Origin of the sequence: Leifsonia poae, assembly GCF_050632865.1 — a bacterium.
Taxonomy (GTDB): domain Bacteria; phylum Actinomycetota; class Actinomycetes; order Actinomycetales; family Microbacteriaceae; genus Leifsonia; species Leifsonia poae_B.
This window is the reverse complement of sequence record NZ_JBODSA010000001.1, coordinates 63791-77032: the sequence shown is the minus strand read 5'-3', so window position 1 is coordinate 77032 and position 13242 is coordinate 63791. Positions and strand designations below refer to the sequence as shown.

Annotated in this window: 10 protein-coding genes and 2 pseudogenes; 3 read left to right on the top strand and 9 right to left on the bottom strand. The window is 71.6% G+C overall.

The genetic code is table 11. The features are described from left to right. Positions 1-1512: a SulP family inorganic anion transporter gene (locus ACRAWB_RS00375; RefSeq protein WP_431351553.1), complete on the bottom strand. Its 1512-nt coding sequence runs from the start codon at positions 1510-1512 to the stop codon at positions 1-3. A 289-nt stretch (positions 1513-1801) separates the two neighbouring features. Between ACRAWB_RS00375 and ACRAWB_RS00370 the strand changes: the two genes are divergently transcribed. The 3 genes from ACRAWB_RS00370 to ACRAWB_RS00360 all read left to right on the top strand — a co-directional run bounded on the left by ACRAWB_RS00370 (position 1802) and on the right by ACRAWB_RS00360 (position 3737). Beyond that, a complete protein-coding gene (locus tag ACRAWB_RS00370) occupies positions 1802-2245 on the top strand; it encodes an iron chaperone (RefSeq protein WP_431351552.1) in 444 nt (147 codons plus the stop codon). Between the two features lie 93 nt (positions 2246-2338). Then, on the top strand, positions 2339-2905 hold the full coding sequence (locus ACRAWB_RS00365; RefSeq protein WP_431351551.1) for a hypothetical protein: 567 nt from the start codon (positions 2339-2341) through the stop codon (positions 2903-2905). A gap of 10 nt (positions 2906-2915) precedes the next feature. Beyond that, positions 2916-3737, top strand: a complete 822-nt coding sequence (locus ACRAWB_RS00360; RefSeq protein ID WP_431351550.1) for an aminoglycoside phosphotransferase family protein — start codon at positions 2916-2918, stop codon at positions 3735-3737. Here the strand turns inward: ACRAWB_RS00360 and ACRAWB_RS00355 are convergent. From ACRAWB_RS00355 to ACRAWB_RS00320, 8 genes and pseudogenes are all read right to left on the bottom strand, one after another. After that, positions 3734-5614, bottom strand: coding sequence for a helicase HerA-like domain-containing protein (locus ACRAWB_RS00355; protein WP_431351549.1), 1881 nt, complete (start codon positions 5612-5614; stop codon positions 3734-3736). The two genes, ACRAWB_RS00360 and ACRAWB_RS00355, sit on opposite strands and share 4 nt — an antisense overlap. 10 nt (positions 5615-5624) lie before the next feature. Further along, on the bottom strand, positions 5625-6338 hold the full coding sequence (locus tag ACRAWB_RS00350) for a phosphatase PAP2 family protein (RefSeq protein WP_431351548.1): 714 nt from the start codon (positions 6336-6338) through the stop codon (positions 5625-5627). Between the two features lie 45 nt (positions 6339-6383). Next, positions 6384-7661 (bottom strand): multidrug effflux MFS transporter, encoded by a 1278-nt coding sequence (locus ACRAWB_RS00345; protein WP_431351547.1) that lies wholly within the window; start codon positions 7659-7661, stop codon positions 6384-6386. Between the two features lie 163 nt (positions 7662-7824). Further along, a pseudogene (locus tag ACRAWB_RS00340) lies at positions 7825-9005 on the bottom strand (ROK family transcriptional regulator). 42 nt (positions 9006-9047) lie between these two features. After that, on the bottom strand, positions 9048-10145 hold the full coding sequence (locus tag ACRAWB_RS00335) for a Gfo/Idh/MocA family protein (protein WP_431351546.1): 1098 nt from the start codon (positions 10143-10145) through the stop codon (positions 9048-9050). Next, positions 10130-10821, bottom strand: a pseudogene (locus tag ACRAWB_RS00330) (ThuA domain-containing protein). The gene ACRAWB_RS00335 and the pseudogene ACRAWB_RS00330 overlap by 16 nt, the downstream one beginning before the upstream one ends. A gap of 28 nt (positions 10822-10849) precedes the next feature. Continuing rightward, the gene (locus ACRAWB_RS00325) at positions 10850-12037 is read right to left on the bottom strand and encodes a Gfo/Idh/MocA family protein (protein ID WP_431351545.1); all 1188 of its coding nucleotides are present in this window, start codon (positions 12035-12037) and stop codon (positions 10850-10852) included. Positions 12038-12127: 90 nt separating this feature from the next. Next, the gene (locus tag ACRAWB_RS00320) at positions 12128-13138 is read right to left on the bottom strand and encodes a LacI family DNA-binding transcriptional regulator (RefSeq protein ID WP_431351544.1); all 1011 of its coding nucleotides are present in this window, start codon (positions 13136-13138) and stop codon (positions 12128-12130) included. Positions 13139-13242: the final 104 nt, after the last annotated feature.

Here is a 13242-nt window from a genome sequence, read left to right as displayed (position 1 = left end):
TCAGCGGCGGCTGTCCGCGTCGGTCCGCAGCGCCGCGATCGCGGCACGGTTGGTGTCGAAGACGGTGACGTCGGTGTCCAGGCCGAGGTGGTGGAGCCGGTCGAGGATGCCAGGGCGGACGCGGCTCAGCGCGAGCCCCACATCCCGCGCGGACAGGAACGCCCGCATCGACTCCCATGCCTCGGCGCCGGTCACGTCGACGTCGGTCACGGCCTCCATATCGAGGACGACGTGACGCGCCCCGGTCGTCGACACCGCCGAGGTGACGGCCTGCGCGAACGCGGTGCTGTTCGCGAAGAACAGCGGCGCCGCCAGGCGGATGACGACGACGCCCGGTGCGGTCAGCGTCCCGGGGTCCGCTGGGCCGAGCAGGGAGTGCGTCGGGTCGCCGTCGGACGACAGCGTGTCGATGGGCGGATTCGCCGCCCGCCTCGTGACGTTGATGACGGCGAGCACGAACGCGATCACGATTCCGGCGATCGGCCCGATGAACACCGCACCGAGGAAGCACACGGCCCCGATGGCGAACTCGAACCGGTCCAGCCGCCACAGCCGGATGAAGTCCGGGATGCCGAGCAGCGGCACCACGGCGACGGCCACGATCGCGCCGATGGCCGGTGATGGGATGTCCTCGAGCAGCGCCGTCCCGAAGATCAGGAGCAGCAGTGTCCCGACCGCGGTGACGAGCGACGGCAGCTGCGTGCGCGAGCCGGCCTGGTCCATCGCGGCGGTGCGCGAGGTGGAGGACCCGACGAAGAAACCGCCGCTCACTCCGGCGCCGAGGTTGCCGAGGCCGAACGCGAACAGGTCTCGGTCGGGGCTTGTCGCGTAGCCGCGGCGCTCGCCGTAGGACCGCGAGACGAGCAGCCCCTCCCCCATCGTCACGAGGGTCAGCGCGATGGCCGACGGGATGACGGCGAGCCACTGCCCCCAATCGATCAGCGGCCAGGTGAGCCGCGGCGGACCGGCCTCCACCTTCCCGAGCACCGAGACGCCGGCGGACTCGGCGCCGGAGAGGAGCACCACGATCGTGGCCAGGATGAGCACGATCAGCGCCCACGGCACGGCGCGCGCGATCCGCCGGCCGACGAGCAGGATGAGGAGCGACCCCGCCGCGATCAGCACAGACCAGACGTTGACACCCGAAAGACCTCCGACCAGGCCGACGACCTTGTCCACGAACTCCCCGCCGGAGTCGATCTTCACGCCGAGCATCTTGGCGACCTGCGACACCAGGATGTCGAGGGCGAGTCCGCCGACGAAGCCGACCAGGATCGGCTTGGACAGGAAGTTCGCCAGGAACCCGAGCCTGAAGACCGCGCTCAGCAGGAACAGGACGCCGCCGATCAGCGCCTGCGCGAGCGTCAGCGCGATGTAGTTCCCCTGGCTGACGGCGAGCCCGCCGACGGAGGAGGCCACGAGTGCCGCCGCCGCCGCATCCGGCGACGCGACGACCTGCCGCGAGCTGACGGTGAGGGCATAGAGGATCGACGGGAGGACGAGCGCGTACAAACCGGCGGTCGGCGGGAGCCCGGCGATCTGCGCGTAGCCGATGTTGAGGGGATGGCGATCGCCAGGAGGGTCACACCTGCGAGCAGTTCGCGGACGAGGTTGCCGCGGGTGAGGCCGGGCAGCAGGCGGCGCGGCCGTGCCGCGGTGCCTGCGTCGGCCATGCGCGCCTCCCCTCACGACGTGCGGGCAGGGTATCGCCGGGGGTTTCGGGGCGTCTAGACGGCTCTCGTCCCTGACCGAGCAGTTTCGGAGAAGCCACACACCGCCGTCCCGCCCTATGGTCGGGGACATGACGAAGACGACAGAGACCACAGCCTCCGCGTTCACCGACGAGGAGCGCGCCGCCATGAAGGAGCGCTCGACGGAGGTGAAGCGCCAGCGTCGCGGCAAGGCCGGCCGCGAGGACGACACCCGCGACCTGCTCGAGAAGATCGCCGAGCTGCCGGAGCACGATCGCCGGCTCGCCGAGCGCGTCCACGCGATCGTGACCGAGGCCGTGCCTGATGTGTGGCCGAAGCTCTGGTACGGGATGCCCGCGTACGCCGTCGAAGGGAAGACGTTCTGCTTCTTCCAGCCGGCGTCGAAGTTCAAGTACCGGTACTCGACGCTCGGGTTCAACGATCCCGCGCAGCTCGACGACGGCACGATGTGGCCGACGGCGTTCGCCATCCTGGACCTCACCCCCGCCGACGAGGAGCGCATCCGGGAGCTGGTGGTCCGGGCCGCCGGCTGACCGCGAACCGGCGGGGCGCCTGGCCGCACCCCTGAACGGGTGTCCCCCAAAATGCCGCTACCGGGGCCTATACGAATCGGTCAAGCTCATGGAGTGAGTGAGCAGACAGACGTGGATCGGGATGCGGGGTCGACCCGCGTGACCGTCCTGCGCCCGCACCGGCATCTGTTCATGCGCGGCATCATCGCGGTGCTCGCCCTCACGACTCCGGTGTTCGCCGTGATCTACTGGCTCACCATCCCGGGGCCCGCCTGGCCGTACGTTCTGATCGCGCACCTCGTCGTCATCGGGGCGACCGTGGTCGGGGTCGCGTCCTTCCTTAACACGACCATCACTATCGGCGCGGAGGGCGTTCGGGAGCGCGGGTTCTTCGGGCGGACGGTACACGTCGCGCCGGGTGAGGCGGGCGCGGTCATCCTGGTGCAGATGTACGAGGGCAGTACGCTCGACGTCCTCCCCCAGCTCTTCGTGGCGTCCGCGAGCGGCCGCCTCCTGATCCGGATGCGGGGCCAGTTCTGGTCGCTCGCCGACATGGAACGGGTGGCGGAGGAACTGGACGTGCCGGTCACCCGGCCGGACGAGCCGATGACGCTCAACCAGCTGCGGCGCACCTGGCCGCGGCTGCTGTACTGGTTCGAGCGCCTGCACCTGCGTCCCTGACGGCGGCCGCATGACGGTGCCGGAAGACGCGCTGGCCGCGGTCCGCGAGCGTCTGGGGCTTCGCTCGGACAGCGCTGCGTTCGCGACCTCATCGAGCGTGCTGCAGCCGGTGCGGCGCGGCGACGACCGTGCATTCCTGAAGCTGGCGACGTCGGGCGAGGAGCGGGCCGGGAACGCCGTGCTCCGCTGGTGGGACGGCGATGGCGCCGCTCGCGTGCTCGCGGTCGACGGGGATGCGGTGCTGCTCGAACGCGCGGACGACGACGGGCTCGCCGCCCTCGCGCGCTCCGGGCCCGACGGTGACGACGAAGCCACCCGCGTCCTCTGCCGGGTGGGGAGGCGCCTCCACGCGGCGGGGCGCGACCCTCGGCCCGGGGAGCTGTTCGACCTGCGGCGCTGGTTCCGCGACCTCCTGACCTACGACGGCGCGGATCCCGACGGCATGCTCGCCGCCGCCGCGCAGACGGCCGAGGACGTGCTGTCGCATCCAACCGCTGACGTCGTCCTGCACGGCGACCTGCATCACGGCAACGTGCTGCACTTCGGCGAGCGCGGCTGGCTCGCGATCGACCCCAAGCCGCTGCACGGCGATCCGGGGTTCGACGTCGCGAACATCCTCTGCAACCCGGACGCGGCGGTGGCGCTCGCACCGGGGCGGCTGGAGCGCAGGGTCGCGATCATCGCGGCCGAGACCGGGATGCCGGAGCGGCGGGCGCTCTCGTGGGCGCTCGCGTGGGGTGCGCTGTCGAGCCTGTGGTCGGCCCAGGACGGCGGCGACGGGTCGATCGCGCGCGCGATCGCCGTCCGCGCCCGGGCTCTGCTCGCGCTCTAGCGCCGCCGCCGGGTGCCGAAGATGCCCTCGACGACGCTGCCGAGGATGTCCCGCGTCGCCTTCGAGCCGAGCACCTGCTCCAGGACCGTCTTGTTCGAGGACGAACTCCGCCGCGAGGTCGACCGCGAGCTCGACCGCGGCGCCGTCTGGCGCAGGATGCGCTCGTACTCCTTCTGCGCGGCCGCCTGGGCCTTGGCGTCGGCCTTCGCCTGCGCCGCCGCCTGCTTCTGCGCCTCGGCGGACGCCTTCGCCGCGTCGGCCTCCGCCTGCGCCTGAGCCGCGGCGGCCGCCGCCGCATCCAGCTTGCGTCCCAGCATCTCGCGCGCCGAATCGCGGTCGAGCGGGGTGCCGTACTTCGCCTGCAACGGCGATGCCGCGATCGTCGCCTGCACCTGGTCGGCCGGCGCGGGCGACATCGAGCCCTGCGGGGCGCGGAGTCGCGTCCAGGCGACCGGCGTCGGCGCGCCCTTCTCGTTCATCACCGTCACGATGGCCTCGCCGGTGCCGAGCGACTGCAGCACCTGCGCGAGGTCGTAGCCGGAGGTGGGATACGTCGACACGGTCTGCTTCAGGGCCTTCGCGTCATCCGGGGTGAAGGCACGCAGCTGGTGCTGGACCCGCGAGCCGAGCTGCGCCAGCACATCCGAGGGCACGTCCTTCGGGGTCTGTGTCACGAAGAAAATGCCGACGCCCTTCGACCGGATGAGCCGCACGGTCTGGGTGATGGAGGCGAGGAAGTCCTTCGACGCGTCCCGGAACAGCAGGTGGGCCTCGTCGAAGAAGAACACGAGCTTCGGCTTGTCGAGGTCGCCGACCTCGGGGAGGTCGTTGAACAGGTCGGCGAGCAGCCACATCAGGAAGGTCGAGAAGAGCGCGGGCTTGTCCTGCACCCCCGGCACCTCGAGCAGGCTGACGACGCCGGTGCCGTCGGGCGCAAGACGCAGGAACTCCGCGGTGTCGATCTCGGGCTCGCCGAAGAACGCGTCGGCGCCCTGATCGGCGAACGCGATCAGCTCGCGCAGGATGACGCCCACGGTCGCCGCCGACAGCCCGCCGAGCCCGGTCAGCTCCTCCTTGCCGTCATCGCTTGTGAGATAGGTGAGCACGGCGCGCAGGTCGGCGAGGTCGAGCAGCGGGAGCCCGGCCTGCTCGGCGTAGTGGAAGACCAGGCCGAGGCTCGACTCCTGCGTGTCGTTGAGCCCGAGCACCTTCGACAGCAGCAGGGGCCCGAAGCCGGCGACGGTCGCGCGGATGGGCACGCCGGCGCCCACACCGCCGAGGGAGAAGAACTCGGTCGTCGCGGCGCGGGGCGTCCAGTCCTGGCCGATGCCCCGGGTACGCTCCAGGAGCTTGTCGTTCGGCTGGCCGGGCGTCGCGATGCCGGAGAGGTCGCCCTTGATGTCGGCGGCGAAGACCGGGACCCCGGCCGCGGACAGCTGCTCGGCGAGTACCTGCAGGGTCTTGGTCTTGCCGGTGCCGGTCGCGCCCGCGACCAGTCCGTGCCGGTTCGTCATCGCGATCGGGATGCGGATCGGCACCGCGGGCTGCGGGTCGCCGTTGACGAGGGCGCCGAGCTCCAGCACGGCCCCGTCGAAGGCGTACCCGGCGCGGACGGCCTCCACCTCGGAGGCGTCGAGCGGACCGGTGGGCGCGTCCGTCGGCGCGGCCGGCGCTGCCGGTACAGCCGCCGCGGCCGTCGCAGCCGTCGCAGCAGCGACCGCAGCCTCCCGCAGCGATGCCGCCCGCGCCTCCGCCGCCGCAGACGCCTCCTGCGCCTTGCGCACGGCCTCCGCCGCTTCCGCCTGCAGCCGTTCCGCTTCATCCGCGGCCGCCTGGGCCTCGGCCTGCGCCTTCGCCAGCGCGTCCGCGTCGCTCATGCCGGACACTCTACTGGCGCGTCCGCGACAGGAAGAAGGGATGCGGCTGCGTCGCCTCCAACGCCAGCCGGTGCGCCAGCGGCGTCCAGACGATGATCGCGACGCCGGCCCCGAGGATCAGTCCGCCGATCGTGTCACTCACCCAGTGAGCGCCGAGGTAGGTGCGGCTGATCGCCATCAGCACGGCCCACACGACGCCGAGGACCCAGACCCACACGCGCGGAAACAGGATGCCCAGCACCACCACCATGGTCGCCGCGTTGGCCGTATGCCCGGACGGGAATGAGCCGGTGTCCGCGTGCACCAGGATCTCCGTCGGCCGCGCCCGCCCGACGGTGTGCTTCAGGATCTGCACGCAGACGACCGACACGATGCTCGCGATCGCGAAGAAGGCAGCGCCCCACGGCCTTCGGAACGCGAGCAGCAGCAGGAAGATCACCAGCGGGACGACGAAGGATCCGACGATCCCGCCTCCGGCGTAGTTGAAGAACAGCGCAGGGCCGAGCCAGAGCGGCGAGCGGTGCTCGACGATCTCGCCCATCCACTCGGTGTCGATACCGAACGGCAGCTTGGGCCGCAGGGCGATGATGATGCCCAGCGCGACCACCAGCCCGACCGCCACGGACGCTGCGATGACCGGCCACCGGTTGGTGACCCGCCGCGCTCCGGCGACATCGTGGCCTTCGGCGTCCGGTTTCGCAGGAGAGGGTTCGGCAGCGCTCATGACACGACAACGTACCCGCCGCGGCATGCGCCGCCTAGGGACGGCTCAGTGCGCGAGTTCTGGAACCGTACGCGGCCGCACCACGATCCACAGGGACGCGATCGAGATCAGCGCGCAGATCGCCATGACCGTGGCCATCGGCGCGGCGCTGCCGACGCCCAGGATGCCGACGACCGGGGAGACGATACCCGCGATGCCGAAGTTGAGCGCGCCGAGCAGGCTCGCCGCCGTGCCCGCCTCCGCGCCGTGGCCGTTCAGCGCCAGCACCTGGACGCACGGGAAGCCGAAGCCGCACGCCGCGATGAAGAACCACAGCGGGATGACGATGCCCCACAGACCGACGTGCGCCTGGTCGAGGACGACGATCGTGACGGACGCCACGAACATGACGATGGTGGAGCAGGCGAGGATCCACTGGGGGCCGACGTACTTGGTCAGGCGCGCCGCCGACTGCACGCCGATGATGATGCCGATCGAGTTGACCGCGAACAGCAGGCCGTACTCCTGCGCGTTGAACTTGTAGATGTCCTGGAAGATGAACGAGCTCGACGACAGGTACGAGAACAGGCCGGTGAAGTTGGCGGCGCCGACGATCGCGATGCCGACGAAGAGACGGTCGCTCAGCACGTTCTTGTAGCGCTGGCCGACGGTCGAGTGGCCGGCGTCGTGGCGGCGCGCCTTCGGCAGCGTCTCAACGATCCAGAGAGCCACGCAGGTGACGACGAACAGGCCGTAGACGGCGAGCACGACGAAGATGCCGCGCCACGGCATGACGAGCAGCAGCCAGGATCCGATCACCGGCGCGAGCACCGGCGCCAGGCCGTTCACCAGCGCGAGCCGGCTCAGCATCCGGACCAGCGGTCGCCCGCCGAACAGGTCGCGGACCATCGCCATCGCGACGACACCGCCGGCCGCCGCGCCGATGCCCTGCAGGGCGCGGGCGACGCCCAGCAGCTCGACGTTGGGAGCGATCGCGGCCGCGAGACACGCGATGATGTGCACTCCGGTCGCGACCATGAGCGGCGTGCGTCGGCCGATCTTGTCCGACCACGGGCCGACGAGCAGCTGGCCGACGCCGAAGCCGATCGTGGTCGCGGTCAGCGTGAGCTGGATGGCCGCGGTGGAGACCTGGAAATCGTTCTGGAGTGTCGGAAGCGCCGGCAGGTAGGTGTCGATCGTGAACGGTCCGAGTGCCGTCAGGGCGCCCAGGATGAGGATGTAGGCGAGGCGCTGGCGGCCGGAGAGCGAGTCTCCGGGATGCACGACGGTGGTCACGAGAAAGTCCTTGGCGAGTCTGGGGGCGGAAAGGCGCGCGCCCGCCATCGGACGCAGGAGAAGAGAGCACCGCGTCACGGACGCGGTGCGGAAGACCCGGGCTTCGAATCGATTCGAGCCGTCGGGCAAGTCCTATGTTATACCCGGCCGGGCGCCGAATGTGAACGTGCGCATGCAATGCATTCCGGGCACGTTCGCCGCGACGAAGAGGTCAGGAGGCGGGCGACGCGAGCAGCGGACCGAACGCGCGCTCCGCGGCTCCGATCATGAGGATGTCGGAGCCGAGCGCCGCCCGCACGATCGACAGCCGCTCCGCGCTCGCAGCGAGCGCCTGCTCCCCCACCAGCCGCGGCAGCCGCTCGGGATCGAGCGCGTGCAGGGCACCGAGGAATCCGCCGAGCACGATCAGCTCCGGCGCGAAGATATTCGTGGCGTTCCGCAGCGCGACGGCGAGGAACCCGATTTGGCGATCGACCTCGGCATGCACGGCAGGGTCCCCCGCGGCGAGCGCGTCATCCAGTGCCCGCTCCAGTTCGTCGGCGTCCGCCGCCTCCAGGCCGAGCACCCGGAGCAGCGCACGCTGGCTCACCTCGGTCTCCAGACACCCGACCGCGCCGCAATGGCAACGGACGCCCGCGGAATTCACCAGGGTGTGCCCGAGTTCGCCCGCATACCCGCTGATGCCCGTCAGCGGCCGGCCGCCCGCGATGACGCCCGCGCCGATGCCGGATGCGCCGCCGTTGAGGTACACCAGGTCGCTCGCGCCGCGCCCGCGCCGAACAAACGCTCGGCGTCGGCGCCGAGGTTGGCGTCGTTCGCCGCGTGGACGGGCAGGCCGGTCGCGGCGGACAGCTCCGCGGCGAACGGCTCGTCGACCCAGCCCAGGTGCGGAGCGAGCCGCACCATCCCGTCCTCCTCGCGAACGAGGCCGGGGACGGCCACGCCGATGCCGACCAGTCGACTCGCGGCGGTCAGCTCCGGGCGCAGCTGGGCGATCGCGGCGGTCACGATCTCGACGGCCTCGGCGGCGGTCGGGATGCGGCCCGTCGGGTAGCGCAGGCGGCGGCGCACGGTGGCATCCAAACCCACCACGCCGACGGTCACGGCGTCGATCTCGGGGTTGATCGCGAGAGCGACCACCCGCCCGTCCGCTTCGACCACCGGCGAGGGACGCCCGACGCGGTTGCTGGACGCGGGCTCGCGCTCACGGACGAGTCCCAGCGCGGTCAGCTCGCCGACCAGCGCCCCGACCGTCGACCGGTTGAGCCCGGTCGCCTGGGTCAGAGCCGAGCGGGCGAGCGGACCCTCCCGGTGCACCAGCCCGAGTACGGCCGCGAGGTTGTGCCGCCGCACCGTGTCGAGGTTCGTCCCCGGGCTCGTCCTGCCGTCCATGTCGCAGGCAACCCTACCGGCGCGACGGTCGGCGCCGGCCCGTCACCACGTCTCGGGGCGCGCGCCGTGCGGCACCGGCGCCGGGCGCTCGACCGTCGACGACAGCTCCACGACCTCGTGCGTCGCACCCGCGCGCAGCACCGACTCCATGATCTCGAGCACGTGGAACGCCAGCTCCCCGGAGGCCCGGGCGGGCCGATCTGTCTCGATCGCGCGCGCCAGGTCGGCCAGGCCATACCCGCGTCCGGCGTCGGCGTACCCGGCCACGGGCTCCACGTCGCGGAAGTCGCGCTCGTCGGCCGTGGCGAGCTGCACGGTGTCCGAGAACATGTTCGGGTCCGGGACCGCCAGGGTCCCTGCGGTGCCGTAGACCTCGAACTTCGGGGAGCGCGACGCCCACACCTCGAACGAGACGGTCACGGTGGAGATGACGCCGGACGCGTGCTCGAGGATCGCGGTGACGTGCGTGTCCACGTCGACGGGCACCACCGAGCCGGCGAGCGGTCCGGTCGCGATCCGGCGCTCCCGCGTCGAGCGCCCGGTGGCGCCGGAGACGCGGACGACCGGCCCGAAGAACGTCACCAGGCTGGTCAGGTAGTAGGGGCCCATGTCGAACAGCGGCCCGCCGCCCGGCTGGTAGTAGAACGCGGGAGCCGGATGCCACAGCTCGTGCCCCGGAGCGCTCCAGTGGACTGCCGCCGCGACCGGGTCGCCGATCGCGCCCTCGTCGAGCAGCGCGCGCGACGTCTGGATGCCGGTGCCGAGAACCGTATCCGGCGCGCTGCCGACACGCAGCCCGCGTGCCGCCGCCCGCTCCAGGATCGGCGCAGCCTCGGCGGTGGACAGCGCGAGCGGCTTCTCCCCGTAGACATGCTTGCCCGCATCGAGCGCGCGGAGTGCGACCTCGGCGTGCGCGGCGGGGATGGTCAGATTGAGAACGACGTCGACCCGCGGGTCGGCGAGCAGGGCGTCGACCGAGAGCGCTTCGACGCCCTGCTCGGCGGCGACGACGGATGCGCGGTCCAGGTCGAGGTCGGCGACGGCGGTCAGCGTCAGGTTCGGCAGCTGCGGAAGGTCCTCGAAGTACTGCTTGCTGATCACTCCGACGCCGACGACGCCGACGTTCAGCGGGCGGCCCACAGCAGCCCCCTCTCGATGATGGTGCGGACGGGACGGCTCTCGACGATCTCGAGCCGATGGCCGGGAGCGGAGACGAAGATGCGACCCTTCCCCACTGGCGGGTCCAGATCGCCGGCGAGGTCACCGGGCGGTTCCAGGCATCCCAGGGCCGGACCTCCTGTGTCGTGGTGGCGAGCACGTCGTTGTACTCGTCGCTCAGCACCCAGTACTGCTCCGTCACGAGGTCGAAGTCCTCGATGCCCTCGGTGATGGGATGCGTCTTGCCGTAATCGGTGATGTGCACGGTGTAGGGGATGTAGTTGTCGCTCTGGTCGCCCACCCGCTCGGCCGGGTCCTTGCCCGCGTGGTGGGCGAACTGGCCGCCGATCATGTGGAGGTAGTCCGCGTTGTTGCGGTACGCGTCGGCGATGCCGCCGTGCCAGCCCGCCATGCCGGTCCCGTTCAGGACGGCGTTGCGGAGTCCGCGGAACTCCGCGTCCTCGATGGTGTTCATGGTGTTGACCTGGACGATCAGGTCCACGCCGGTCAGGTACTCCTCGTCGGCGTAGACGCCCGTGCCCTCCTCGACCCGGACCTCGAAGCCGTTGTCGCGGAGGAACGGGACGAACAGGTCGGTGGTCTCGACGGGCATGTGCCCGTCCCAGCCGCCGCGGACGATCAGTGCGTGCTTGCTCATGCTTCCTTCGTGGGTCGGGGTTCGTCGATCAGGGGATGGGGGTCCACGCGCTGCCGGCAGCCGCGCTGCGTTCGACGGCGTCCAGGACGCGCTGGATGTGGAGGCCGTCGGCGAACGACGGCTCGGGGTCCTCTCCGGCCGCGATGGCGGTGACGAAGTCGACCACCTCGTGGCTGAAGGCGTGCTCGTAGCCGATGGCGTGTCCGGTGGGCCACCAGTTGGCCATGTAGGGATGCTCGGGCTCGGTGGCGATGATCCGCACGAACCCCTGCTCGCCGGCCGGGGCGGTCGCGTCGTAGAACTCCAGCTCGTTCATCGACTCCAGGTCGAAGGCGATGGCACCGCGCGAGCCGCTGAGCTCGATCCGGAGCGCGTTCTTGCGGCCGGTCGCGTAGCGGGTCGCCTCGAAGGCGCCGATGGCACCGGCCGCGGCACCGCCATCGAGTCGGGCGGTGAACCAGGCGGCGTCGTCCACGGTGACCCGCCCGCGCTCCGCGGAGGCGGTGCCGGACAGCCCGACCGTCTCGCCCAGCAGCGGACGCTCCTCGACGAAGGTCGCGAGCGTCCCGGAGACACCCGCCAGCCGCGAGCCGGTGAGGTATTCGACGAGGTCGACGGCGTGGGCGCCGATGTCGCCGAGCGAGCCGGAGCCGGCGGCGGCCTTGTCGAGGCGCCACGTCATCGGGCCGTCCTCGTCGCGCAGCCAGTCCTGCAGGTAGAGCGCCCGCACCTGGCGGATCTGGCCGAGCCGTCCGTCCTGCACCAGCCGCCGGGCCACGCCGATCGCGGGAACGCGGCGGTAGCTGAAGCCGACCATCGACCGGATGCCGCGCGCGGCGGCACCTTCGGCCGCCTCGGTCATCGCCTCAGCCTCGGCGACCGTGTTGGCGAGCGGCTTCTCGCACAGGACGTGCTTGCCCGCGGCGAGTGCGGCGATGGCGATCTCGGCGTGGCTGTCGCCCGGCGTGCAGATGTCGACGATGTCGATGGCGGGGTCGGCGACGACCTCGCGCCAGTCGGTTGCGGCGCGCTGCCAGCCGAAGCGGCGGCGCGCATCCTCGACCCGGGCGGCGTCGCGCCCGACGATCACCTCCATCACCGGTTCGGCGGGGAGGTCGAAGAACCGCGGTGCGGTCCGCCAGCCCTGCGAGTGCGCGGCGCCCATGAAGCCGTAGCCGATCATGGCGACCCGGAGCTGGGGTGTGTCGTCGGTCATCGTCGGCCTTCCTCCCGTGGATCCCTCAGCGACGCTAAAGCGGTCTCGCGAACGGGAGCAAGTTTCTGCGGGAGGTTGGAAAACTTTCGTTCAACCGCGCGGCGGCGCCGTCGACCCGCGCTCGATCAGACTGGTGGCGAGCTCCAGCCGCGTGCTCTCGGCGGCCCCCGCCCGCAGGCGCAGCGCCAGCCGTGCGGCCTCCTCCGCCATCTCCTGCAGCGGCTGCCGGATGGTCGTGAGCGGCGGACGCGCCCAGGACGCCGACGGCGCGTCGTCGAAGCCGACGACGGACACGTCGGCCGGCACATCGAGGCCGAGCGCGAACGCCGCGTCGTACACGCCGAGGGCCTGCATGTCGTTGGCGCAGACGATCGCGGTGGGGCGATCCGCGGGGGCTACGCCGAGCAGACGGCGCCCCTCCCGTTCGCCGTCCGCGCGCGAGAACCCCGCCGACTCGACCGGCGCGGGGACCGGGAGTCCGGCCTCCTGCAGCGCCGCCTGGTACCCGGCCACCCGGGCCCGCGAGCACAGCAGGTCGGCCGGGCCGCCGATCGACGCGATGCGTTCGTGCCCGAGCGCGACCAGGTGCCGGGTCGCGGCCAGCCCGCCCGCCCAGTTCGTCGCACCGATCGCGGGCACGTCCGGCGGTGGGTCGCCCGCCGGGTCCACGACGACGAACGGGATGTTGCGCGCCCGCAACTGCCGCCGGTGATCGGCCGTGAGGTTCGAGAACTGCAGGACCACTGCGACCGGCTTGCGCCGCAGCACCCCGGTGATGAGGTCGTCACCGGCCGCGTGGTAATCGCCGATCGTGGACAGCGTCATCGCGAGCCCCGCCTCCCGGGCCACCCGCTCCACGCCGCGGATCACCTCGACCGACCACTCGCTCGCCAGGTTCTCGAGCACGAGTTCGACGGTCTCGCCGCGCTCCGCATCCACCCCGCGGCGGGCGTAGCCGGAGTCGTGCAGCAGGTCCTCGACCAGCCGCCTCGTCGCGGCCGCCACGCCGGGTCGACCGTTGAGCACCTTGGACACGGTGGAGAGCGACACGGACGCCTCGCGGGCGATCGCCTCCAGCGTCGGTCGGGTGGGCTCGGGCATGGTGCCACTGTCGCACATCCGCTCGTCGGCCTTAGCGGTGGCGTCGTCGCGGTGTGCCACAATGACGGCCACGCCGACCTGCGCCGGGTGTACCCCGCCGCCGT

Coding starts and splice junctions, on each gene's coding strand:
- ACRAWB_RS00360 (WP_431351550.1), top strand. CDS start 2,916: ATGACGGTGCCGGAAGACGCGCTGGCCGCGGTCCGCGAGCGTCTGGGG.
- ACRAWB_RS00350 (WP_431351548.1), bottom strand. CDS start 6,338: ATGAGCGCTGCCGAACCCTCTCCTGCGAAACCGGACGCCGAAGGCCAC.
- ACRAWB_RS00345 (WP_431351547.1), bottom strand. CDS start 7,661: ATGGCGGGCGCGCGCCTTTCCGCCCCCAGACTCGCCAAGGACTTTCTC.
- ACRAWB_RS00370 (WP_431351552.1), top strand. CDS start 1,802: ATGACGAAGACGACAGAGACCACAGCCTCCGCGTTCACCGACGAGGAG.
- ACRAWB_RS00355 (WP_431351549.1), bottom strand. CDS start 5,614: ATGAGCGACGCGGACGCGCTGGCGAAGGCGCAGGCCGAGGCCCAGGCG.
- ACRAWB_RS00320 (WP_431351544.1), bottom strand. CDS start 13,138: ATGCCCGAGCCCACCCGACCGACGCTGGAGGCGATCGCCCGCGAGGCG.
- ACRAWB_RS00325 (WP_431351545.1), bottom strand. CDS start 12,037: ATGACCGACGACACACCCCAGCTCCGGGTCGCCATGATCGGCTACGGC.